This is a genomic window from Gordonia lacunae (genome assembly GCF_002149015.1).
GTDB lineage: Bacteria > Actinomycetota > Actinomycetes > Mycobacteriales > Mycobacteriaceae > Gordonia > Gordonia lacunae.
This window is the reverse complement of sequence record NZ_NGFO01000012.1, coordinates 75523-98873: the sequence shown is the minus strand read 5'-3', so window position 1 is coordinate 98873 and position 23351 is coordinate 75523. Positions and strand designations below refer to the sequence as shown.

At 69.2% G+C, this 23351-nt stretch carries 18 protein-coding genes; 7 read left to right on the top strand and 11 right to left on the bottom strand.

Annotated features, from left to right (window positions below):
- Positions 1–53: 53 nt before the first annotated feature.
- The 4 genes from CA982_RS12320 to CA982_RS12305 form a co-directional block, all read right to left on the bottom strand.
- The gene (locus CA982_RS12320) at positions 54–281 is read right to left on the bottom strand and encodes a DUF167 domain-containing protein (protein ID WP_004021704.1); all 228 of its coding nucleotides are present in this window, start codon (positions 279–281) and stop codon (positions 54–56) included.
- A 70-nt stretch (positions 282–351) separates the two neighbouring features.
- Entirely contained in the window at positions 352–3639 is a 3288-nt protein-coding gene (locus CA982_RS12315; protein WP_086535611.1) for an error-prone DNA polymerase, read from the bottom strand.
- A 58-nt stretch (positions 3640–3697) separates the two neighbouring features.
- On the bottom strand, positions 3698–4498 hold the full coding sequence (locus CA982_RS12310) for an enoyl-CoA hydratase (RefSeq protein WP_167383355.1): 801 nt from the start codon (positions 4496–4498) through the stop codon (positions 3698–3700).
- A 106-nt stretch (positions 4499–4604) separates the two neighbouring features.
- Positions 4605–4967, bottom strand: coding sequence for an ArsR/SmtB family transcription factor (locus CA982_RS12305; RefSeq protein ID WP_086535610.1), 363 nt, complete (start codon positions 4965–4967; stop codon positions 4605–4607).
- Between the two features lie 93 nt (positions 4968–5060).
- Between CA982_RS12305 and CA982_RS12300 the strand changes: the two genes are divergently transcribed.
- The 3 genes from CA982_RS12300 to CA982_RS12290 all read left to right on the top strand — a co-directional run bounded on the left by CA982_RS12300 (position 5061) and on the right by CA982_RS12290 (position 10247).
- Positions 5061–7070 carry a heavy metal translocating P-type ATPase gene (locus tag CA982_RS12300; protein WP_086535609.1) on the top strand — a complete coding sequence of 670 codons (2010 nt, stop codon included), beginning with the start codon at positions 5061–5063 and terminating at the stop codon, positions 7068–7070.
- Between the two features lie 157 nt (positions 7071–7227).
- A complete protein-coding gene (locus CA982_RS12295) occupies positions 7228–9168 on the top strand; it encodes an SDR family oxidoreductase (protein ID WP_086535608.1) in 1941 nt (646 codons plus the stop codon).
- Positions 9165–10247 (top strand): alanine racemase, encoded by a 1083-nt coding sequence (locus tag CA982_RS12290; protein WP_086535607.1) that lies wholly within the window; start codon positions 9165–9167, stop codon positions 10245–10247. The genes CA982_RS12295 and CA982_RS12290 overlap by 4 nt, the downstream gene beginning before the upstream one ends.
- Position 10248: 1 nt before the next feature.
- On the opposite strand, the gene CA982_RS12285 is transcribed toward CA982_RS12290, so the two are convergent.
- The 4 genes from CA982_RS12285 to CA982_RS12270 all read right to left on the bottom strand — a co-directional run bounded on the left by CA982_RS12285 (position 10249) and on the right by CA982_RS12270 (position 15487).
- Positions 10249–11478, bottom strand: coding sequence for a UPF0158 family protein (locus tag CA982_RS12285; RefSeq protein ID WP_086535606.1), 1230 nt, complete (start codon positions 11476–11478; stop codon positions 10249–10251).
- 210 nt (positions 11479–11688) lie between these two features.
- A complete protein-coding gene (locus CA982_RS12280; protein WP_086535605.1) occupies positions 11689–13371 on the bottom strand; it encodes a DNA polymerase Y family protein in 1683 nt (560 codons plus the stop codon).
- Positions 13371–14201, bottom strand: coding sequence for a hypothetical protein (locus CA982_RS12275; protein WP_086535604.1), 831 nt, complete (start codon positions 14199–14201; stop codon positions 13371–13373). The genes CA982_RS12280 and CA982_RS12275 overlap by 1 nt, the downstream gene beginning before the upstream one ends.
- A 260-nt stretch (positions 14202–14461) precedes the next feature.
- Positions 14462–15487, bottom strand: a complete 1026-nt coding sequence (locus CA982_RS12270) for an Rv2578c family radical SAM protein (RefSeq protein ID WP_086535603.1) — start codon at positions 15485–15487, stop codon at positions 14462–14464.
- 77 nt (positions 15488–15564) lie between these two features.
- Here CA982_RS12270 and CA982_RS12265 point away from each other — a divergent pair, with 77 nt between their 5' ends.
- Positions 15565–16830: a serine/threonine-protein kinase gene (locus CA982_RS12265; RefSeq protein WP_086535602.1), complete on the top strand. Its 1266-nt coding sequence runs from the start codon at positions 15565–15567 to the stop codon at positions 16828–16830.
- A 21-nt stretch (positions 16831–16851) separates the two neighbouring features.
- Here CA982_RS12265 and CA982_RS12260 read toward each other — a convergent pair whose 3' ends face one another.
- Both CA982_RS12260 and CA982_RS12255 read right to left on the bottom strand, forming a co-directional pair.
- A complete protein-coding gene (locus CA982_RS12260) occupies positions 16852–17556 on the bottom strand; it encodes a LuxR C-terminal-related transcriptional regulator (RefSeq protein ID WP_086535601.1) in 705 nt (234 codons plus the stop codon).
- Positions 17553–18842, bottom strand: a complete 1290-nt coding sequence (locus CA982_RS12255) for an ATP-binding protein (protein WP_086535600.1) — start codon at positions 18840–18842, stop codon at positions 17553–17555. Before CA982_RS12255 ends, CA982_RS12260 begins: the two co-directional genes overlap by 4 nt.
- Positions 18843–19013: 171 nt before the next feature.
- Between CA982_RS12255 and CA982_RS12250 the strand changes: the two genes are divergently transcribed.
- Together CA982_RS12250 and CA982_RS12245 are read left to right on the top strand one after the other, a co-directional pair.
- Entirely contained in the window at positions 19014–20636 is a 1623-nt protein-coding gene (locus CA982_RS12250; protein ID WP_086535651.1) for a PspC domain-containing protein, read from the top strand.
- Positions 20633–20878 carry a hypothetical protein gene (locus CA982_RS12245; protein ID WP_086535599.1) on the top strand — a complete coding sequence of 82 codons (246 nt, stop codon included), beginning with the start codon at positions 20633–20635 and terminating at the stop codon, positions 20876–20878. Before CA982_RS12250 ends, CA982_RS12245 begins: the two co-directional genes overlap by 4 nt.
- Before the next feature lie 76 nt (positions 20879–20954).
- Here CA982_RS12245 and guaA read toward each other — a convergent pair whose 3' ends face one another.
- Positions 20955–22502 (bottom strand): glutamine-hydrolyzing GMP synthase, encoded by a 1548-nt coding sequence (gene guaA, locus CA982_RS12240; RefSeq protein WP_086535598.1) that lies wholly within the window; start codon positions 22500–22502, stop codon positions 20955–20957.
- Between the two features lie 187 nt (positions 22503–22689).
- Between guaA and CA982_RS12235 the strand changes: the two genes are divergently transcribed.
- Complete coding sequence (locus CA982_RS12235; protein ID WP_086535650.1) at positions 22690–23337, top strand: biotin transporter BioY; 648 nt, start codon at positions 22690–22692, stop codon at positions 23335–23337.
- Positions 23338–23351: the final 14 nt, after the last annotated feature.

The following is a 23351-nucleotide window of genomic DNA, read 5'->3' as shown; positions in this document are numbered from 1 at the left end:
ATTTCGACTCGGCTCAACCAGCGGGGCAATCGGCTCAACCGACGAGAAGGTGATCAGCCGACGCGGTAGCGCTTGGTGCGCGCGGTGGCACCGCCGATGAGCGCGATCTTGCTCTTGGGAACGCCGAGGTGGGCGGCCAACAGTTCGGAGACGGCCTTGTTCGCCCGGCCCTCGGTGGCGGGCTCACGGACGTAGACGGTGATCGCGCCGTCGGGCCCCGTCTCGACCAACGGGCCCTTGCTGCTCTTCGGTTTGACGGTCACCACGACCTGTTGCGGCATCGACTTCTTTCCCTGATTGTTCTCGAACACCGACTCGTCTCGGACACCCGGCACTCCCCCCGGCCGAGACCTACTGCCAGTCCCTGGATCTGCTTCCGACCCGAAGATCCATGCGTTGCAGACGATCTGCGACGACCGTCACAGCACCCTCGGCGTTCTGCACCCGTCCGCGGACCAGCAGTGCGGGCGCCGTCTGCGCGAGTACACGGTACCGCGCCCACAGGCCGACCGAACACACCACGTTGACCATTCCGGTCTCGTCCTCGAGGTTGATGAAGGTCACCCCGGATGCGGTGGCGGGTCGTTGACGGTGGGTCACCGCACCACCGATCAGCACCTGCGAACCGTCGGGCACCGACAGGAGCCGGTCGGCGGCCAGGACACCCATCGCGTCGAGCCGGGGACGCAGGAACTGCGTCGGATACGACGTGGGTGTGATCCCGGTGGCCCAGGCGTCGGTGGCCGCGAGTTCGACGTCGGACAGTCCCGGGAGGGTGGGGGTCGCCTGCGCCGACTCCAGGGCCAGCTGGTCGTCGCGGACCGTCGCGGCGGCTCCCGCCTCCCACAGGGCCTGGCGCCGGCTGAGACCGAACCCGTCGAAGGCACCGGCACCGGCGAGCCCCTCGAGTTCCTTCGTCGTCAGCCGGGCGCGGCGGGAGAGATCGGTGATGTCGAGGTACGGGCCGTCGGACCGCCGTTCGACGATGCGCTGCGCCGCATCCTCCCCGATCCCACGCACCCCGTCGAGTCCCAGCCGGACGTCGAGTCCCTCGTTCTCCAGGGTGGCGTGCGCGAGGGAGGCATTGATGTCGGGACGATGGATTGCGACACCGTGCCGCCGGGCGTCGGCCACCAGGGTCTGCGGCGAGTAGAAACCCATCGGCTGGGCGCGCAGCAACGCGGCGCAGAATGCCGCCGGATGGTGCAGCTTGAACCACGACGAGTAGAACACCAGTGACGCGAAGCTCTGCGAGTGACTCTCCGGGAAACCGAAATTGGCGAAGGCCGCCATCTTCTCGAAGATCCGGTCGGCGGTGTCCCCGGTGATGCCGTGCAGGTTCTCCATGCCCTCATAGAAGCGTTGCCGCAGACGTTCCATCTTCTCCGGCGACCGTTTGGACCCCATCGCCCGGCGTAACTGATCGGCCTCGGAGGCGTCGAATCCGGCCACGTCGACGGCCAGCTGCATCAGCTGCTCCTGGAACAGCGGCACTCCCAGGGTGCGTTCGAGTGCCTTGCTCATCGACGGATGCTCGACCGTCACCGCCTCTTCCCCGTTGCGCCGCTTGATGAACGGATGCACCGAGCCGCCCTGGATGGGGCCGGGCCGGATCAGGGCCACCTCGACGACGAGATCGTAGAAGCAGCGCGGTTTCAACCGCGGGAGTGTGGCCATCTGCGCACGGGACTCCACCTGGAACACGCCGACCGAGTCTGCGCGGCAGAGCATCTCGTAGACGGCGGGTTCGCCGAGGTCGAGGGTGGCGAGGTCGACGTCGATGCCCTTGTGTTCGGCGACCAGGTCGATCGCATAGTGCAGCGCGGAGAGCATGCCGAGACCCAGCATGTCGAACTTGACCAGCCCGATGGCAGCACAGTCGTCCTTGTCCCACTGCAGCACGCTGCGGTTCTCCATCCGCGCCCACTCGGTGGGGCAGACATCGGCGATCGGCCGGTCGCAGATCACCATGCCTCCCGAGTGGATGCCCAGATGCCTTGGCATACCGAGGATCTCACCGGCCAGCTCGGCGACGTCGGCGGGAGCGGTGTCGGGCATCTTGGCCCAGGCATCCTGCTGACCGGGCGCGTACCCGAGCGCCCGGGCCATGTCCCGGATCGCCGACTTCCCCCGGTAGGTGATGACGTTGGCGACCTGCGCGCTGCGGGCCCGGGTGTAGCGGCGGTAGACGTACTGGATGGCCTCCTCGCGTCGGTCCGATTCGATGTCGATGTCGATGTCCGGCGGACCGTCGCGCTCGGGGGCCAGGAACCGTTCGAAGAGCAGTGTGTTGGCGACCGGGTCGACGTTGGTGATCCCCAGGGCGTAACAGACGGCCGAGTTCGCCGCACTCCCCCGGCCCTGACACAGGATGTCGTTGTCCTTGCAGTAGTCGACGATGTCGGCGACCACCAGGAAGTAGCCGGGAAAGGTGAGCGTCTCGATGATCGCGAGCTCGTGCTCGATCTGCCGGTAGGCCTGCGGATGTTCGGCCGGGGTGCCGTACCGGCGTCGTGCGCGGGTCATGGTGAGTTCGCGCAGCCAGCTCGCCTCGGTGTACCCGTCGGGGACATCGAACGGCGGCAACTGCGGCGCGATGAGACCGAGATGGAATGCGCAGTCCGCGGCGATGCCCACGGCGTTGTCGATGGCGTCGGGATGCGCGGGCAGCAGCCGGGCCATCTCGTCACCGCTGCGCAGATGCGCTCCGGCGACCCCGGGCATCCACCCGGCGATGGTGTCGATGTCGGTGCGAGCCCGGACGGCGGCCATCGCCATCGCCAGCCGCCGGCGTCGGGGTGCGGCGAAGTGGGCGCCGGTGGTGGCCACGGTCGGCACCCCCGCGTCGGCGGCGAGGCCGGCGAGCACCGCGTTGCGTTCGTCGTCGTCGGCCATGCCCTGCGCGGTCAGTTCCACGACGACGTTGTCGTGCCCGTAGGTCTCGATCAGTTCCCGCAGGGCCTGCTCGGCGGCCGGGACGCCGCCGCGATCGAGGGAACGACGGAGAGCGCCCTTCCGGCAACCGGTGAGGATGAGCCAGTGTCCGCCGCCGGCACCGGCCAGGGCTTCGCGGTCGTAGCGCAGCAGCCCCTTCTCACCCGCGACCATGTGCGCGTCGGCGATGGTCCGCGACAGGCGTCGGTAGCCCTCGCCATCCCGGGCGAGGACCAGCAGATGCTCCCCCGGCGGATCGTTCTGGCCGGTCCGCGCGACGTCGGGCTCCAGCGACAGCTCGGCACCGAAAACCGTCGGCATCTCGAACTCGCGGGCCGCCTCGGCGAAGCGCACGATGCCGTAGAACCCGTCGTGATCGGTGACGGCGAGGGCACGGAGACCGAGTCGTTGTGCTTCCTCGACCAGCTCCTCCGGCATCGACGCGCCGTCGAGAAAGCTGTACGAACTGTGCGCGTGGAGTTCGGCGTAGGGCACCGCCGAGGTGCCACGGGAGATGTCCTCGGCCTGGTAGGCCCCGCGCTTGCGCGACCAGGCCGGGCTGTCTCCGCCGTCGCCGGGGAACGGCGCCCATTCACTGAGATCGGGACCGAATTCGGTGCCGGGCCGGTCGGCACTGCCGGGCGCCCGACCCGCGAGCACCCGCTCCATCTCCGACCACGTCGGTGGTCCTTGATCCCAGCCCACACAGCAAGCGTATCGAACATTAGTTCGACACGACAGCGGGAGTGGCCCCGGGGCCGATTCACCTGCCGGCCCGGCCCCGCTCGACGATGCCGGACCGACGATCGGCCACCCGGGCGGGGTCGAAATCTGCCATCCACTGGACCGACGTGTCCTTCTCCGCGTCGAGCGCGGGGCCGACGAGATGCTGCTCGGCACGCCGATACGAGTCGAGCATGGTCCGTACCGCGAGCTGGTCACTCCCGGCGATGGACATCGCGAGATCCATCGCCGAGGCCATCAGCCGATCGTGGGCCACCACCTCGGTCACCAAACCGACCCGCAGCGCCGTCTCCGCATCGACGAACTCCCCGGACAAGCTCATGCGTCGGGCGAAACCTCGGCCGACCGCCTCCGGCAATCGGGATGTCAGACCCCAGCCCGGCAAGACCCCGACCCGCGAATGGGTGTCCACGAAGCGGGCCCGGTCGGACGCGATCAGGACGTCACACGCGAGGGCGAGCTCTAGGCCACCGGTGGCGGCGACGCCGTTGACAGCGCCGATGATCGGCTTCGGGATCGGACGCCACGGATGCCCGACGGGCACGTCCGCATGATCGAGTAGTCGAGCGCTCTCGGTCGACGAGCCCAACTCGGCCAGATCCAGCCCGGCGCAGAACGCCGACCCCGCACCGGTGAGGATGACCACGTCGACGTCGTCGGCGCGACCCGCGTTCGCCAACTCGGTACGGAGAGCGTCGATCAGGCCGGAACTGAGCGCATTCCGGACCTCCGGACGGTTGAGAACCAGCGTGCGCACCCGTCCGGAGTGTTCGATCAGCAGCGGCGGCTCTCCGGGCGTGTCCGTTCGATCACTGCTCATGCGATGCCTTTCGGTTCGTCGACTGCCGCAGGTGCATTCCGGGCGAGCCGTCGAGACCACACCTGGCGCTGGAGAGCATTGTGGCACCGGATCGGGCGCCGCCGGATCAGCCCGCCGATTGCGGACGCTCGGCGAGCCCGAGACGCAGGTGTTCGCTGTGGTAGACCGCCTCGTCGAGGAGTTGGGCCACATGACTGTCGTACAGGCTGTAACTGACCGACCGGCCGGACCGCGTGCCGGTGACCAACCCGAGATTGCGGAGCAACCGGAGCTGATGGGAGACGGCTGACTGCTCCATACCGACGGCGTCGGCGAGGTCGGTGACCGAACGCGGACCGGAGCGCAGTTCGGTGAGGATGAGCAGTCGGCTCGGGGTCGCCAGCGCCTGCAGCGTGGTGGCGACGTGCGCGGCCGATTCCGGGTCGAGCCGCGCAGCCGGCCGCATCCCCTCGTCGATGCCGTGTCCCATGCAGCGAGATGCTACCGGCTCGACATCACATGAAAACCTCTTCATATGAACTGTTACTGTCGACAGCGACGGTCACGGCAGACGGGAGACGCGATGGGCACGGCGGAGGCGACCGAGACGACGGAACGGGCGGCAGCCCACGCCACACGGACACGAAGAACCGAACGCGCGAACGCCGCCCCACCGTCGATCTTGCGGACCGGGCTCCGGCTGCCCGAGGTGCGCTGGGCGGGCATCGCACTGGCACTGTTCCTCGCGGGGTGGTTGCTCCAACTCTGCGACGCACCCGAATGGTCCTGGTGGACCGCGTATCTCGCGTGCTACCTGAGCGGCGGATGGGAACCGACCCGGTCCGGCCTGCAGGAACTGCGGCAACGACGACTCGACGTCGATCTGCTGATGATCGTCGCCGCCATCGCGGCCGCGTCGATCGGACAGGTCTTCGACGGTGCGCTGCTGATCGTGATCTTCGCGACCTCGGGTGCACTGGAGGTCGTCGTCACCCAGCGCACCGCGGACTCGGTGACCGCCCTGCTCGGACTGGCCCCCGAGCGGGCCACCCTCTCCGCAGCCGACGGCACGACACGCGAGATCGACTGTCGCGACCTCGAAGTCGGGCAGCGCATCCTCGTCCGCCCCGGCGAACGCATCGGCGCCGACGGAGTGGTTCGGCGAGGCCGGAGCGAGGTCGACCAGCAGGCGGTGACCGGCGAGTCGGTCCCCGTCGTGCGCGAAACAGGCGACGACGTGCTGTCCGGCACCGTCAACGGCACCGGCGCCCTGATCGTCGAGGTCGCCCGACCGGCGTCGGAATCGGTCATCGCCCGCATCGCGACACTCGTCGCCGAGGCCTCCGAGACGAAGGCACCGACCCAGCTCTTCCTGGAGAAGGTCGAGCAGGCGTACTCCGTCATCGTCGTGGTCGCCACGCTACTGGTACTGGGTATCCCGATGGTGTTGTTCGACAGCACCTTCGACGAGGCACTCCTGCGAGCCATCGTGTTCATGATCGTGGCCTCACCCTGCGCCGTGGTCCTGTCGACGATGCCGCCGTTGCTGGCGTCGATCGCCAACGCGGGTCGCCACGGCGTCCTGGTCAAATCCGCCGCGGTGATGGAGTCGGTCGGACGCACGTCCGTCGTCGCCTTCGACAAGACCGGCACCCTGACCGAGGGGCGTCCGCAGGTCGTCGACGTGACGGCACTCGGTGGTCGCGAGCCGTCGGAGGTGCTGGCGCTCGCCGCAGCGGTCGAGCACCCCAGCGAGCACCCGCTGGGTCGCGCGATCGTGACGGCCGCGGCCGACCGGGGGCTGGACGTCGCTGCGGTCGACGACTTCCGGGCACTGCCCGGGCGCGGCGTGACCGGCACGGTCGGTGGACGCCGGGTCACCGTCGAGCGCACCCTCGCCGACTCGACCGGCACCGTGGTCGGCGTGCTCGTCGACGACCGGGAGATCGGCCGGATCGAGCTCGTCGACCGCCTCCGGGACGATGCGGCCGAAGCGGTACGTCTGATCGGCGACGTCACGTCGGGTCCGGTCCTGCTGCTGACCGGCGACCGTCCGTCGGTCGCGACCGATGTCGCCGCTCGGACCGGCATCGACGACGTACACGCCGACCTGCTGCCGGAGGACAAGGTCCGGGTCGTCGCCGAGGCGGGCGGGCACGTGCTGGTGGTCGGCGACGGGATCAACGACGCACCGGCGCTCATGGCAGCCGGGACCGGCGTCGCGATGGGCCGCCGGGGGGCCGATCTCGCAGTTCAAACGGCTGACGCGATCATCGTGCGCGACGATCTCACCGCGGTCGCCGCCCTGATCCGGTTGTCGCGCCTGGCACGCCGTTACGTGATCGCCAACCTCTGCATCGCCGCCACGGTGATCGTCACCCTCGTGACCTGGGATCTGATCGGAACCCTGCCCCTTCCGCTGGCCGTCGCCGGCCACGAGGGCTCTACCGTGCTCGTCGCCCTCAACGGCGCCCGCCTGCTCCGGCGGTCGGCCTGGTCGGGTGATCGGGGTGCACAGTCGACGCGATCGGGCGCACAATCGACGCATTCGGGCGCACAGTCGACGCGATCGGGTGCACAGTCGACGGAATGAGACGCACGGTCGACGCATTCGGGTGCGCGACGCCGAGGCGCGTAGTCGTTGCCATCACCGCAAGTTAGTGTCACTCTGAGTACCAGACAGATCCGCGGCCCGCGGGGCGCGGACAGCCAGCGGGCCGTCGGCCCGCCCATCTGATGGGATCTCTCACATGACGAGCTACTTCATCACCGGGGGCAGCGGATTCATCGGACGACGCGTTCTCGACCGTCTCCTGACAGCCTCTCCCGACGACACGATCCACGCACTGGTACGCGAGTCGTCGCGCGCGGCCTTCGTCGCGATGCTCGACGACCTCGGCGCCGGTGACCGCGTGACACCCGTGGTCGGCGACCTGACCGCGCCCGGACTCGGCATCGCACCCGACGCGGTCCCCGCGATCGACCATGTCATCCACCTCGCCGCGATCTACGACATGGCCGCCGACGCGGAGTCCCAGCGTGCCGCCAACGTGGTCGGGACCTCGCGCGCCGCCGACTTCGCGATCGCACACGATGCGCTGTTCCACCACGTCTCCTCGATCGCCGTGGCCGGTGACCACCGTGGACGCTTCACCGAGATGGACTTCGAAGTCGGACAGGGATTCCCGACCGCCTATCACCGCACCAAGTTCGAGGCCGAGCGCGTGGTCCGTGAACGTGAGGGACTCCGTTGGCGCGTCTACCGGCCGTCGATCGTGGTCGGTGACTCGCGTACCGGCGAGATGGACAAGATCGACGGTCCCTACTACTTCTTCGGCCATCTGGGAGCGCTCGGCCGATTGCCCTCGGTTCTGCGGCTGCCGATGCCCGACCTGGGCACGCTGAACATCGTGCCCGTCGACTACGTCGCCGACGCGATGGTGGCACTCATCGGCGTCAATCCCACCCGCAGCGGACTGGTGTTCCATCTCAGCGACCCGAAGTCGCTCACGACCACCGAGATGTACAACGCCCTGGCACCGGCCTTCCGCGCCCCGCGCGGCTTCGACGCCATCCCGCGGTCGGCGGTGGAACCCGTGATGGCGTTGTCCGGCATGGGGATCGCGCGTGTCGGACGCAACCTCGTCGCCGCTCAGCAGGGGATCCCCGGGGCACTGCTCGATGCGGTGACGATCCCGGTCGACTTCCGCGCCGACACCACCGTCGCGGTTCTGCACGACCTCGGCATCACCGTGCCCGACTTCGCCGAATACGCTCCGCGCCTGTGGACCTACTGGTCGCGACACCTCGACCGGTCGCGCAACCGTCGCGCCGATCCGCGCGGGCCGCTCGTCGGCAAGAACATCCTCATCACCGGAGGGTCGAGCGGGATCGGCAAGGCCACCGCCCGGATGTGTGTCGCCCGCGGTGCAAACGTCCTCATCGTCGCCCGCAATGCCGAAGAACTCGCCTCGGCGACCGAGGAATTGAACTCGACCACGAGCAAGAAGGGCATCCCGCCCGGCCAGGTGACCTCGTACCAGTGCGACATCACCGACGAGGAGTCGGTCAACGCGCTGGTCAAGACCGTCCTGGCCGCGCACGGTCACGTGGACGTCCTGGTCAACAACGCCGGGCGGTCGATCCGTAGAGCCACCCTGAACTCGGTGGATCGGTCGCACGACTACCACCGGGTGATGGCGGTCAACTACTTCGGCGCGGTGAACCTCGTGCTCGGATTACTGCCGCACATGGTCGCCCGGCAGGCAGGCCACGTGGTGAACGTGACGTCGGTCGCGGTGCAGTCGCGCGGGCCGCGATTCGGGGCATACGCGGCGTCGAAGGCCGCACTGGAGGCGTTCAGCGACGTCACCGGTACCGAGACCGTCTCCGACCATGTGACCTTCTCCAATGTCCGTCTTCCCCTGGTGAAGACGCGGATGATCGCACCCACCAAGGCCTACGAGAATCAGCCCGGGACCTGGAACGTCGACCGCGCCGCGGCGCGCGTCCTGCACGCCATCGTCGATCGGCCCAAACGTGTCGACTCGCTCGTCGGGCTCGTCGCCGAGATCGGGCACCGGGTCACTCCCGCACTGACCACCCGGATCCTGCACCAGGAGTATCTCGTGTTCGGTGAATCGGCAGCGGCGCTTGGTCGTTCGGATCGCGCCGGTGGGCAGAATTCGTGATCGACACCCCTTATCTCGAGGTCGACGTCGACCGCATGACGCGTAACCTCGCGTCACTCGCCGACCGTGCGCGATCGATCGGCGTCGAGTTGCGTCCGCACGCCAAGACCCACAAGTGCGCCGAGATCGCCCGCATGCAGGTCGATCTCGGCGCCACGGGCCTGGCGGTGGCGACCATCGGCGAAGCCGAGGCCTTCGCCGACGCGGTCGAGATCACCTCGTGCACCGACATCTTCATCGCCTACCCGATCTGGCCGACCCCGGCGAAAGCAGCCCGGGTGCGCGCCCTCGCGAACCGGTTGTCGCTGCGGGTGGGTATCGACTCCGTCGAGGGCGCCCGGCATCTCGGGGCCCTGCTCGGCGAGCAGCGGATCGAGGCCCTGGTCGAGGTCGACTCCGGACAGCACCGCACCGGGACCGCACCCGAGAGGGCCGGTGAGGTCGCGGCGGCAGGAGTGGCAGCCGGACTCGACGTCGTCGGCGTGTTCACCTTCCCCGGTCACGGTTACGGCGTCGGCGACACCCGCCGGCGGGCCGCGGAACAGGAGGTGGCGGCGCTTCGTACGGCGGCGGAGAGTCTGCGAGCGGAGGGAATCGAACCCCGGGTGCGCAGCGGCGGGTCCACACCCACCATCGAATTCGTCGGCGACCCGTCGTATGCGGGCGTGCTCACCGAGATCCGGCCGGGCGTATACCCCCTCAACGACGCCCAGCAGGTCGAGATCGGCGCCTGCGGATTCGACGACGTCGCGTTGACCGCGGTCGCCACCGTGGTGCGGAGCGAGCCCGGACGGATCGTCGTCGACGCGGGCAGCAAGATCCTCGGTGCCGACCGGGCCGCCTGGGCGACCGGCCACGGACGGCTCCTCGACCACCCCGACGCTCGTGTCGTGCAATTGTCCGAACATCATGCCGTGGTGGAGTTCCCGGCGGAATCGGCGTCGATCCCCCGCTTGGGCGACGTGATCCGGGTGGTACCGAATCACGTCTGCAACGCGGTCAACCTCGTCGACGAACTGGTGGCGATCGACGGCTCGGACAGCCGCTGGCCGGTCATCGCGCGGGGGCGCAACAGTTGAGTCAGATCGGCCGGATGCCCTCGCGGACCAGGAACTCGCGGGCCCGCCCGAACTTGCGGTCGCTGGAGAACGCGTACCAACGCTGACTCACACCCGCTTCGTGGACGACGTCCCGGAACCTGCGGAACGCACCTCGCCCCTCTATCGCGCGTTCCAGACGATTCCGCAGGTCAGGATCGGAGATGCGCGTGGCGAACTCTGCCATGTCCCGCCAACTGTCGCGCGAACCGATGCAGCCGAAGCGCAGCCAGCGATCCGGCTCCTCCTCGATGTCGATCTCCTCGTCGAAGACTCCTGGCTCGAGCATCTCGTCGTCGTACACGAAACCGGTGTTCAGGTCGATGAACCCGCCGGTCGACCGGTTCAAATCACCCTCCATCTGGTCGCTGAGCAACTCGAGATCCACCGCTATCGGCCGTCCCGGTGCGGGTTCCCCGCGCAGGCTCGCGAGCAGTTCCTCGGCGAGTTCGGCGTCGCCGGCCTCACCTCGTCTGTTCAATCGCTCGACGATCGACACCGCCACCGGCTCGGCTCGCTCGCGTCGCTTCTGCAGCGCCATCGGTACCCCGGGGCCGACCTGCTCGAGCGCGTCGTCCAGATCGCATCCGGTGACTGCATCCAGGAAACGATCGGCATCGGCGGATGCGATCGATCCGCGCACCTCGCCCAGATCGAGTTCGCGGATCTCCCGCTGAGCGGGCCACTCGCCGACAAGCATCGGGTGGGGAACGGTGGGGCGTGCTGGCGTCTCGACGTCACCATCAGCCGATTGACGACCGTACTGATCCGGGATGTCGCCCCAGCCGAAGTACGCGAGAGGCGCCTTCGGTTGGATTCCCAACACGTCCAGTGGGTCGACCTTCAGATCCCCCACGACGCACCGATGGGTCCACTCGTCGCCGAGATCGAAGGTGTACTGGAACTCGGTGCCCGGCTCCACGAACCGGGAGACCTTGGCGGTGGCGATGTCGACGGGCTCGGAGATCGAGCCACCGGGACCGCCGGCCAACTCGGCACCGAATGCGGCATCGGCGACCAACCTGCCGTCGTCCAGGGTGAAAAGTGACTGATGGGAACGATCCCATCGGGCGAACGCGTCGTCGACGGCGGTGGCCAGATCCCTGAAGGTGTGCGCCGGTCCGACCGCGAAAACCCTTCCGGGCCAGGGCCACAACTCCGTCCCCCGACCACCGAGCAGTTCCACGGTCACCGACAACCACGTGCGTGCCATGCGTCGAGACTGACATCTCGGAGGCGTCGGCGCACGCGTTCACCGTCGAGCGTTCTTCTCGCCGGCTTGACCGGCGCTGCCGTACACCTCAAGGATGTTGGCCCCAGCTTCGGTGCCGTGACCGACCCGCCCATCGTCGTGTCGTATGTATCCGAACCCTTCACAGCCAGTCCTGGTCATCGGCTTGAGAACGTCACGGTTCATCAGAATTCACTCATAGACCCCCTCGACGACCCACTCCCCGGCTCGGTAGCACAGCAACAGGGCACGCGAATCGTCGAGCAGCACCTGTGCCCGCGCGATCAGTCCGGTCTCGGCGGTTCCGACGGGTACCGATGCCCCGGCCGGCCGGTCTGCGCTCCCGACCGGCCAGGGCCCGGCCCACCAGCACAGACCCCAGCTCGATCGGCGCGCCCGGGACGATGCCAGCGCGACGGTCACCGGCTCGGCGGTGAAGGCGCCGCGATCGGTCACCTTCACCGGTTGCCCCACGGCGTCGAGCACGTGGATCTCGGTCTCCACCAACACCGTCGGACTGGGCTGCGGAAGACGACCGGGCCATGGCGCCAGTGGGTCCCGGCGCGGAGCGGGCTCATCGCCCAGAGAGACCATCGTGATCCGTTCGGCGGGTCCGCGACCGCCGCTCAGCACGGGGATGCGGACCGCGTCCCCGCCCAGCAGCCCCTGAATCCGCACCAGCGAACGCCGGGCGCGCTCCTCCACGTCCGGCTCACCGGCCAACCCGCCACGAGAGAGATCGTCGGTGAGCTGGTAGTGCAGGGCACCGGCCTCGACGACCTCGACCGGTTCGAGCCGCAACCGGACGATCGGCGAGTCGGGCCGGGTGTCCCGCGCCGTGACGCGCCCCACCCCTCTCCCCCGGGCCTTGCTACCCTGCCGCGCCGCGCCGGTCAACCACCCCTCGAGTTGCCATCGGATACGATCCGCGGTCGTCTCCGGCGTCAGCGGCTGGGCGCACCGCCAGGTTCGCGAATGCTGTTGTCCGCGTTCGGTGGTCGCGATGATCGTGAGTCGCGTACAGGCCACCGCGGCATCACGGAGACGTCGGTGCAGCGTGTCGGCGAGGGTACGGCCGATGAACGCCGCGACGTCGATGCGGTCGACCGGCGGGTCACAGGTGTGGTCGACGTCGAGTTCGGCCGGCACACCGCGGGACGAGGGGACGCGCCCTGGCAACGCGTTGGCGAGCCGATGCGCGACCACCGCATCCCGGGCGAACCGGGTGGCGACGTCGGTGACGGACATGTCGGCGAAGGCACCGATCGTGCCGATCCCGAGTCGGCGCAGCAACTCCACGAGATCGGCCCGGGACGGGTCGCTCATGCTGGGTTCGACGGCGAGATCGGCGACCGGCCGGCCGGCGAGATACTCCCGGTCGCCTCCGGGCTCCACCTGATGCCCGTGCCGGGCGGCGAGGACGGCGGTGAAGATCTCGTCGGCGATGCCGACCTGCGACTCGATGCCACATGCCGACACCACGTCGACGAGCTCCTCCGCGAGGGCCTCGATCCCCCCGAAATAGCGGGCCGCGCGGTCGCCGGCGATCACCAGGAGGCCGGGCCGGAGCACTTCGAGAGCAGGTATCACCTCGGCGACCGCGGCGACCACCGGCTCGAACAACCGCCCGTCCCGGTTCTCGTCGGCGGTGACCACGGTCATCTCCGTGCACGCCGCCTGCGCCTGGCGTTTGCGCATCCCGCGACGGACACCCGCCGCCCGGGCGGACGCCGAGCAGGCCACCACCCGATTCGCCGACAGCACCGCCACCGGATGCAGTGGGGGCAGGTCCGCCTCGGCCGAGGCCGCCATCGCCGGCCAGTCCGGGCACCAGAGCGCGAGAATCCGCCGGGCCCCCGCCTCCCCGGGGGGCATCAGTTCGCCACCGCGAGCACCGGGGCGGTACTCGTCGCCGCGACCATCTCGACCGTGCGGTCGGCGCCGTGACCCGCCGCCAGGAGCTCGACCTCGGTGCTCTCGGACTGCCGGCCGCGGCCGGACACCGTGACCTGCAACCGCATCCCGCCGATGCGGCCGTAGCCACTGCGCGCGGAATCGAGACCGGCTGCGCGGGAAGCGGTCCGGCTCGGTGGCTGTGGACTGTGCCGGTAGGTGAGGACACGGGCCTCGATGGCCAGCTGCGCGCCCGGCCAGGTGCCGCCGGTCACCAGCAGCACCGACGACTGCTTGCGCACGCGGCCCATGACCACCCGGGCACGCGAGGGGGCCACCATCTCGTTCCGCGGGCGAGTCCCCACGCCGTCGCCCGCCAGGTCCAGGATCACCAGATCCATACCGTCGAGCAGGACCGCCGCCACCTCGACCGGATCGGGACCGGGATCGGGGATGGTGGCGATACGGGACAGGTCGGCACCCATCTCCGCCGCCGACAACAAGCTCAACCGCGGCAACCCGACGATCCCGACCTGCCCACCGGCACGGGTCACCGCTGCGATCATCGCGACCAGCACCGAGCGGGCACCATCGAGACCGACCACCGTACCCCGCGGAATCCCGTTGTGCGGCAGAATATCCGACAACGAATCAGGCACCGGGAGGACACCCGCTGCCCGATCGCGGACCTCGACCACCCGCTGGTCGGGCCGGCCGGACATGGCCGCCATCCGCCGACGTAACCCCGCCAGCTCGTCGGCGCGTCCACGGGCCGCGACATCGGTCACGGCAACACCAGCTGACACATCCATTTCTCGGACACCCTCCAGTCGACATGAGGTACTCGAGCGAGCCGGGAAGGTGCGCGCCACCAAGGTCTCGAACAGTTTCCGAGTGATCCCGAGGGGTACCCCCGGCCGCAGATCATTCGAACACTGTTTCGATTATTCGAGAGTAGAACCAACCACCGACAAGCGTCAACCGAAGTCGGAATCCGTTGTGCGGCAGCAGATATACGCACAAACGCCGAATCGGCGCAGATCAGGGCCGCGCCGGCTCAGAACAACAGCGATCAGAACAGGGTGAGGGCGTGCTGCAACTCGGGGGCGGCCACCGTCGTCGACGTGTCCCGACCCGCCTGCCGGAGACCACCGGACCCCGCGAGACCGTGCCGGTGCACCAGCGGCTTCATCCGGTCACGGAGCCACGACGAATACTCCGGGGTGACGTAGGCGCCACGCCCGTACAGCCCTCGGTAGCGGCGGATGAGAGCCGGATGCTCCTCCGCCAGCCACTCCAGGAACCACGGCTTCGTCGAGGACCGCAGATGCATCGGGAACGCGGTCACGCCCGACGCACCGGCGTCGGCGAGGGCCTCGAGCAAGGAGTCGAGATGCGCGGAGGAGTCGGTGAGATACGGGATGACGGGGGCCACCATCACATGCGGCGCGATCCCGGCGTCGGCGAGGTCGCGGATCAGCGAGAGCCGGGCCTGCGGTGACGGTGTCCCGGGTTCGATCTTCTTCTGCAGATCCGGATCGAGGATCGCCAGCGAGATCCCGACGCTGACCGACACCTCCCCCGCGGCCTGACGCAACAGCGACAGATCACGACGGATCAAGGTGCCCTTGGTGAGGATGGAGAACGGCGTCCGGGACTCGGCGAGCGCGGAGATCACACCCGGCATGAGCCGGTATCGCCCCTCGGCCCGCTGATAGGGATCGGTGTTGGTCCCCAGCGCCACCGTCTCCCGGGTCCACGACCTGCGCTTGAGTTCCTTGCGCAACACCGCCGCCACGTTGAGCTTCACGACCACCTGGGTGTCGAAGTCGGTCCCCGCGTCGAGATCCAGGTATTCGTGCGTCGGACGGGCGAAACAGTAGCGACAGGCATGCGTGCACCCGCGAAAGGTGTTGACCGTGAACTGGAACGGTAGCTGCGAGGCCTCCGGGACGCGGTTGAGCGCACTCTTGGCCAACACCTCGTGGAATGTGACACCCTCGAACTCGGGCGTCCGTACCGACCGGACCAGACCCGACCGGCTCAGCCCGGGGAGCGACCCGTCGTCGACCTCCACCGCCTGATCGGACCATCGCATGGTCCGAGTCGAACATACGTACGAGTGGGCTGTCAAGTGCGTGCCCGCCGCGACGTCCGCGCCGCTATCATCTCCGTATGTCGACGACCGCCGGACCCCACCATGCCCCGGGTCCCCAGTATCTGGTGGCCGGACGATACCGCCTGAAGTCGCGGATCGGCGGGGGCGGCATGGGCACCGTGTGGCTCGCCCGCGACCAGCTCCTCGACCGTGACGTCGCCGTCAAACAGGTCGTCTCCACCGAAGGCCTGACCGAGGACTCCGCGGACAACGTGCGCCAGCGGGCGATGCGGGAGGGGCGCATCGCCGCCAAACTCTCCCACCGCAACGCGATCGCCATGCACGATGTGGCCCTCGACCGCGGTGAACCCTGGTTGGTCATGGAGTATCTGCCCTCACGCAGCGTCGCCCAGATCCTCCACGCCACAAAGACTCTCGCACCCGCCGAAGCCGCTCAGATCGGCGCCCAGGTGGCTGATGCGATGGTCGAGGCCCACGCCGCGGGGATCGTGCACCGCGACATCAAACCGGGCAACATCCTCATCGCCGAGGGCGGCCGCCACACCGGCCTGGTCAAGATCACCGACTTCGGGATCTCCCGCGCCAAGGACGATGTCACCCTCACCCAGACCGGCGTGATCACCGGGACGCCGGCGTATTTCGCCCCCGAGGTCGCCCGCGGAGCCGATCCGCAGGAGGCCTCGGACGTGTACTCATTGGGCGCGACGATCTACACGATGGTCGAGGGCCAGCCGCCGTTCGGCGTCGACGACAACTCGATCGCCTTGCTGCACAAGGTCGCACGTGCCCGCATCAATCCCATGCAGAATGCCGCCGAACTCGAACCGGTACTGCTGCGCCTCCTCGAACCCAGCCCGACCAAACGCCCGACGATGAGCCAGGCACGCGACCTGCTCACCTCGTTCGCGGCCGGCTCCCGCGGCAGCCGCGATCAGGTCCTGACCGGCCTGATCACCCGACCGGGAGCGGGTACGCCGGTCTGGTCGCAGCGGACCAACCGATCGTCCACGACCGGCCCGCACCGCCCGGCCGGCGCCACCCTGCCCCCGTACGCCCCGACGATGTCCGCCGATCGCGGCTCCCGCGACCTGCCGCGTACCCGCCAGGGCATGTCCCCCACGATCATGTCGACGCCGCAACCGCACTCGTCGACACCGAGACCACTGACGGCGCAGCACCATCCGTCCGACAGCCGCCAGCCGTCGTACGGTCCGCCGGCGCAGCCGTCGGGCACGTCGAGCACCGCACTCGCGGTGTCGATCTTCGTGTTCTTCGCGGTGCTCGCCGTGGTCGTCGTCCTCGCGATCGCGCTGTTGCGCTGAGCGGTCGAACGCGGTGGGCGGTCAGCCGATGTGGCGGGTCGCCGCCCACCGGGTGAGCGCGTTGCGGTTGGACTGCTGCGTCTTGCGCAGGACGTTCGATGCGTGGGTCTCGACCGTCTTGATCGAGATGAACAGTTCCTCGGCGATCTCGCGGTAGGTGTACCCGCGCGCGAGCAGACGCAGCACCTCCAGTTCTCGCCTGGTCAGGGAGTCGAGCTCGGGGTCGAGCGGCGGTTCGGGGGCCGAGGACTTCCCGGTGAACGAGTCGAGGACGAAGCCCGCGAGCCGTGGACTGAAGACCGCGTCGCCGTCGGCGACCCGGCGGACCGCATCGGCGAGCTCCGCGCCCGCGATCGTCTTCGTCACGTAACCGCGGGCGCCGGCACGAATGGTCGCGATGACGTCCTCGGCGGCGTCGGACACGCTCAGCGCGAGGAACACCGGTGGTACCGAACCCGGTGTAGCAGAACCGATCCGATCGAGGACGCCGCGCAGGACCGCCACCCCGCCGCCGGCCGGCATGTGGACGTCGAGGAGGACCACGTCCGGGGCCGTCGAGACGATTCCGTCGATCGCGTCGGGTACGGCACCCGCCTCACCGACGACGCGCAGGCCCGGCTCGTCGGCCAGTTCGGCACGGACCCCGGAGCGGAAGACCGCGTGGTCGTCGACCAGGTAGACGGTGACGGGACCGGAGGGGGCGGGGCTCGTCGAACTCGCTGTCATCGTGCCTTCCTGTTGTCGGTCGGGGCGACCGCATCCATCGTTATCTCGGTGGTCATCTCGGTGGTCCGCTCACCGTGTTCGGATCTCTCCTCGTCGGATCTCTCCTCGACCGACCCCCCGTCACCGCGCGGCATCATGAGCCCGACGTTGGTTCCGCGTCCAGGCGTCGACGTGATCCGCACACGCCCGCCCATTCGTTCCACACGAGCGCGGATCGAGCGGGAGATGCCCTGCCGGTCATCGTCGACGGCGGCGAGGTCGAACCCGACGCCGCGGTCACGCACGTACACCTCGACCTCGTCGTCGGTGATCTCGCCGTACACGTCCACCGCACGCTCGCCGGAGTGCTTGGCGGCGTTGACCAGTGCTTCGCGTGTCGCACCGACGAGCGCCGACCAGCGTTTGGCGTCCCGGGTGTTGGTCGGACGCAGATCACCGACGGTGATGATCTCCACCTCGATACCGTAGGCGTCCTCGACCTCGGCGCCCACGCTGCGCAGCGCTGCCGCCAGGGAACCGCGTTCGGTCGCCGGATCACCGAAGAGCCAGGCCCGCAGTTCACGCTCCTGGCTCCGGGCCAGCCGCGCCACCTCCTCGGGCCGGCCTGCTTTCTTCTGTATCAATGCCAGGGTCTGCAGGACCGAGTCGTGGAGATGCGAGGCGATCTCCTCACGCTCGGCGTTCCGGATCCGGGCCGAGCGCTCCTCGTTGAGCGTGCGCAGCAACCGCATCCACAGGGGCACGGTCAGCAACACGACGCCGATGAGGGTCGCGCCGACCGCGAGGATCGTCGAATTGAGTCCGCCGAAGCTGCGATCGCCCGCGACCACCACGACGACCAGTCCGCCGACGACGAGCGCGACCCCGCCGATCAGCCGCGTCCAGGTGAGCAGCGGGGTGCGCGGTGCGCGGTGGGACGTGTCGAACTCACGCCACACCAGGCTGGCGCCGAGCGCGATGAAGACGAACGGGACGAGGTACGACGCCGGGGTCCCCGACGCCGCGAACCCCACCACGGCCATCGCCACCAGCCCGATCATCGCCAGTCCGAGAGACTGACGACGCACACCCGGCGCCGGTGGCGCGGTGTCGTCGCCCTGCGGGCAGAAGAACCAGAGCAGACCGTAGGCGGCGACACCGGCCCCGGCCAGCGCGGCCAGCACCACGAACACGATCCGCACACGGAACACGTCGACACCGAGATGGTCGGCCAGTCCACCGGCGACACCGGCGACCACTCGCCCGCCGTCGCGGCGCACCAGCCTCGGGACCGGTTCGACCTCCATTCGACTCACTCCTCGATCGTCCCATGCGATCGGCTCCGCGACATCGGGGTCAACCCCGGTTCGTGCGTGTCGATCTCAGGGTGTGTCGCTCCACCACCCCCGCACACCGGGTTTCTCCGGGGGACAATTCAGGGGATCACCCGATGTGTCCGGGGCCCGGTGGGCGGCACGATGATCGTCATGGACACCAAGGAGTTCCAGCAGCAGATCCAGGGCATGTGGTCGACCCGCCCGTATCGGCCCGACGATCGGACGATCGCCGGCGTCTGCACCGGCATCGCCGCCCGCTACCGCGTGGACCCGACGCTGGTGAAGGTCGCGTTCGTGGTGGCGGCGTTCTTCGGTGGCAGCGGACTCATCCTGTATCTCGCGGCCTGGATAGCGTTCCCGGGCGCCGGGCGCGCCCGCGCCGATGCGCTCCGGGTCGACACCGCGCGGGCCGGTCACACCTCGCACGGCTCGATGCACGGACTCGGCAACCCCCAGGTCATCCTCCTGGTCGTACTGGCGATCGTCATCGTCACCTCCGTGGGACCCAACCGGACATGGGGCTCCGGGGGACTCGTCGGCGCGATCCTGATGCTCGGCGGCTGGTTCCTGTTGTATCTGCGCACCCCGACCCCGCCGGTCGGCACCAGCATCGACACCGCGGCGGTCACCGACATCGTCGTACCGCCACCGGCCGCCGGACAGTTCGAACGCTGGGTACCGCGCGGGATGAGCAGCGATCCGGCCGACGACGGGTCCGCCACCGCGCCCGGCCCACAGACCGCGGGAGGACAGCTGACCGGAACATCGGGGCCGACGACCGGGGACCCGACCACCGAACATGCGGCCGCTCCGACGCCGGGCGTCGAACTGACGAAGAGCCCTTCGAGGCTCGTCGCTGACGCTCCTCGCACCTCAGGGAACGGTGGGCCCCTCGCTGACGCTCCTCGCACCTCAGGGAACGGTGGACCCCTCGCTGACGCTCCTCGCACCTCAGGGAACGGTGGGCCCCTCGCTGACGCTCCTCGCACCTCAGGGAACGGTGGGCCCCTCGCTGACGCTCCTCGCACCTCAGGGAACGGCGGGGCGATCGAGGTCGCCGACCTCGACGCCAGTCCGCCCGCGTGGGATCCGCTGGGGGCGGCGCGGTTCGCCTGGGATCTGCCCGAACCGGCCAGCCCGGCGGAACCGCCCGCCCGCAGACGCCGACGCTCACCTCTGACACTGGTCATCATCGGTCTCGCGATCATCGCGGGCGCCATCGGCGCGGCCCTGCACCAGATCGGCGCCGACTGGTTCACCGTGCCCCACATCCTGTCGATCTGCCTCGCGGTGGTCGGTGCCGGACTGTTGGTCGCCGCTGTCGTGCGGCGCCGGACCGGGGAGCACAGCACCGGCCTCGTGCCCATCGCGATCGTCCTCGGTGCCGCCGTCGTGGTCACCACGGTGATCTCCGGAGTGAGCGGACTGTCCGGCCCGCTGCCCGCCGGAGGGGCGGGTGAGCGCGAATGGAAGCCGTTGACCGAGAACGACATCCAGGCCGAGTACTCGCTCGGCGTCGGCGAGATGACCCTGGACCTGCGCGAGGTGGATCTCAGCGCGGACCGAACGGTGCGCCTGGAGAACGGCGTCGGGACCATCCGGGTCCACGTTCCCGACACGATGAACGTGCGTGCCAACTGCCAGACCGGCATCGGTGACTACACCTGCCCCACCGGGCTCGACGGCGGGCGCGACGGCACCGACGGCCCGGTCCTGCAGATCGACGCACGCACCGGCATGGGAGAGGTCCAGGTCCTGCGATGAACGCACCCGACAACACCTACGGAGACGACCCCGCGGCCACCCCCGACCACCAGGGATGCGGGTCGACCCATCGCGCACCGGGGCTGGGACTCCTCGGGATCGCGGCCCTCGCGGTGGCCGGATGGGGGCTCGCCGACGGGCCGGCACTGCCCGACGCCGCCGACCTCGGGTGGGTCGCGGTCGGGATCGGACTGTTGATCGGACTGCTGCTGATCGTGTCCGGGACCCGCTCCCGGCGCTGACCGCGACACCGGTCCCGATCCTCGCGCAGACAGAGAAGCGGCCGGTGGCATCTGCCACCGGCCGCTTCTCATCGGCTCATTCCCATTCGATGGTGCCCGGCGGCTTGCTCGTCACGTCGAGCACCACGCGGTTGACCTCGGCCACCTCGTTGGTGATGCGGGTCGAGATGATCTCGAGCACCTCGTAGGGCACGCGCGTCCAGTCGGCCGTCATCGCGTCCTCACTCGACACCGGGCGCAGGACGATCGGGTGACCGTAGGTCCGGCCGTCTCCCTGGACGCCCACACTGCGTACATCGGCCAGCAGGACCACCGGGCACTGCCAGATCTGTGCGTCGAGTCCCGCGGCGGTGAGTTCCTCGCGCGCGATCAGGTCGGCCTTGCGGAGCATCTCCAGTCGGTCGCCGGTGACCTCGCCGACGATCCGGATCGCCAGGCCCGGTCCGGGGAACGGCTGGCGGGCAACGATCTCCTCGGGCAGTCCCAGTTCGCGGCCGACCGCACGTACCTCGTCCTTGAAGAGCAGCCGCAGCGGTTCCACCAGGCTGAACTCGAGGTCGTCGGGTAGCCCCCCGACGTTGTGATGGCTCTTGATGTTCGCGGTCCCGCTACCACCGCCGGACTCGACGACGTCGGGATAGAGCGTGCCCTGCACGAGGAAGTCCACCTTCTCCCCCGCCTCGGCCTCCTCGCCGAGTACCTCGCTGACCGCACCCTCGAACGACCGGATGAACTCCCGGCCGATGATCTTGCGCTTGGTCTCCGGGTCGCTCACGCCGGCCAGCTCGCGAAGGAACACCTCCGCGGCGTCGACGGTCACCAGTTTGGCGCCGGTCGCGCCCACGAAGTCGTGCTGCACCTGTTCGCGCTCACCCGCGCGCAGCAGCCCGTGGTCGACGAAGACGCACGTCAGCCGATCCCCGATGGCCCGCTGCACCAACGCGGCCGCGACGGCGGAATCCACACCGCCGGAGAGTCCGCAGATGGCCCGTCCGTCGCCGATCTGGTCGGCGACCGCGTCGATCAGCGCATCGGCGATGTTGGCGGCGGTCCAGGTGGCCTCGAGGCCGGCGATCTCGTAGAGGAAGCGTGTGAGGATCTGCTGGCCGTGCGGCGTGTGCAGCACCTCGGGGTGGTACTGCACCCCGGCCATGCGGCGCTTGAGGTTCTCGAAGGATGCGACCGGAGCACCGGGCGTCGACCCGGTGACGGTGAACCCCTCGGGCGGGCTCTGCACGGCGTCGTTGTGGCTCATCCACACCGGCTGGGTGTCCGAGAGCCCCTGATGGAGGACACCTTCACCGTTGACCGTCAGCGTCGTGCGACCGAACTCGCGCCCGCCGGTGTTGGCGACCTCGCCGCCGAGCGTGTCGGCCATCGCCTGGAATCCGTAGCAGATGCCGAACACCGGGACGTCGAGGTCGAACAGGGCCGGGTCGAGGTCGGGCGCGTCCTCGGCGTAGACCGACGACGGACCACCCGACAGGATGATCGCGACCGGGTCCTTCTCCTGGATCTTCTCGATCGGGGCGTCGTGGGAGATCACCTCGGAGTAGATGCGCGCCTCGCGCACCCGGCGAGCGATCAGCTGCGCGTATTGCGCACCGAAGTCGACGACGAGCACCGGCCGCGGACCCTCGAGGAAATCCTCGGCGGAGGACGAGTTCGCAGCGGAGTCTGTCGCAGCGGAATCTGTCGCAGAAGAGTCTGTCACCGGGCCGAGTCTAGTGGGCGGACCGGCGCCCGTCCCTGGTCACCCCGCCCGGCGGATGCGGACCCGCGATCCCCGCGTGAAATACTCCGGAATCGACATGACTGCATCGCCGAAATCTCCCAACCGCTGGTCGCTGAGCATCGGCGACCTCACCCAGGCCGCCGTGTTCGCCGCGCTGATCGCCGCGCTCGGCCTGCCGGGGACCATCACCATCGGCACCAGCGGTGTGCCCATCACGTTCCAGTCGCTCGGGGTGATCCTCGCCGGCGCAGTCCTGGGCCCGCGGAAGGGCACGCTGGCCGTGGTCATCTTCATGGTCCTCGCGATCGCCGGACTCCCGATCCTGTCGGGCGGACGCAACGGCCTCACCGCGTTGTCGTCCCCGACCGCCGGGTACTTCATCGGGTTCCTGCCGGCCGTGATCGTCATCGGCGTGCTGACCGCGATGATGGTTTCGACAGGCTCAACCGGCGGGTCGACGGGCTCCGGGAAGTACCGCGTGCTGTGGGGCATCGCCATCAACGCACTCGGCGGCATCGTCGTGCTGTACGCGTGCGGGGTGGCCGGCCTGCTCATCCGTACCGATCTCACCGTGTGGGCCGCCATCGCCACCAACGGCTCGTTCATCCCGGGCGACATCGCCAAGTGCGTCGTCGCGGCCCTCGTCGCGGCCCAGGTCCATCGCGGCCGGCCCGGCCTCATCGAGCCGTTGCGCGCGCGCCGATCCGGCTCCGTGGCCGGCTGAGAAGTCGCCCCACC

Coding starts and splice junctions, on each gene's coding strand:
- CA982_RS12320 (WP_004021704.1), bottom strand. CDS start 281: ATGCCGCAACAGGTCGTGGTGACCGTCAAACCGAAGAGCAGCAAGGGC.
- CA982_RS12265 (WP_086535602.1), top strand. CDS start 15,565: ATGTCGACGACCGCCGGACCCCACCATGCCCCGGGTCCCCAGTATCTG.
- CA982_RS12255 (WP_086535600.1), bottom strand. CDS start 18,842: ATGGAGGTCGAACCGGTCCCGAGGCTGGTGCGCCGCGACGGCGGGCGA.
- CA982_RS12285 (WP_086535606.1), bottom strand. CDS start 11,478: ATGGCACGCACGTGGTTGTCGGTGACCGTGGAACTGCTCGGTGGTCGG.
- CA982_RS12260 (WP_086535601.1), bottom strand. CDS start 17,556: ATGACAGCGAGTTCGACGAGCCCCGCCCCCTCCGGTCCCGTCACCGTC.
- CA982_RS12250 (WP_086535651.1), top strand. CDS start 19,014: ATGATCGTCATGGACACCAAGGAGTTCCAGCAGCAGATCCAGGGCATG.
- CA982_RS12270 (WP_086535603.1), bottom strand. CDS start 15,487: ATGCGATGGTCCGATCAGGCGGTGGAGGTCGACGACGGGTCGCTCCCC.
- CA982_RS12280 (WP_086535605.1), bottom strand. CDS start 13,371: ATGCCCCCCGGGGAGGCGGGGGCCCGGCGGATTCTCGCGCTCTGGTGC.
- CA982_RS12300 (WP_086535609.1), top strand. CDS start 5,061: ATGGGCACGGCGGAGGCGACCGAGACGACGGAACGGGCGGCAGCCCAC.
- CA982_RS12295 (WP_086535608.1), top strand. CDS start 7,228: ATGACGAGCTACTTCATCACCGGGGGCAGCGGATTCATCGGACGACGC.
- CA982_RS12305 (WP_086535610.1), bottom strand. CDS start 4,967: ATGGGACACGGCATCGACGAGGGGATGCGGCCGGCTGCGCGGCTCGAC.
- CA982_RS12310 (WP_167383355.1), bottom strand. CDS start 4,498: ATGAGCAGTGATCGAACGGACACGCCCGGAGAGCCGCCGCTGCTGATC.
- CA982_RS12245 (WP_086535599.1), top strand. CDS start 20,633: ATGAACGCACCCGACAACACCTACGGAGACGACCCCGCGGCCACCCCC.
- CA982_RS12235 (WP_086535650.1), top strand. CDS start 22,690: ATGACTGCATCGCCGAAATCTCCCAACCGCTGGTCGCTGAGCATCGGC.
- CA982_RS12275 (WP_086535604.1), bottom strand. CDS start 14,201: ATGGATGTGTCAGCTGGTGTTGCCGTGACCGATGTCGCGGCCCGTGGA.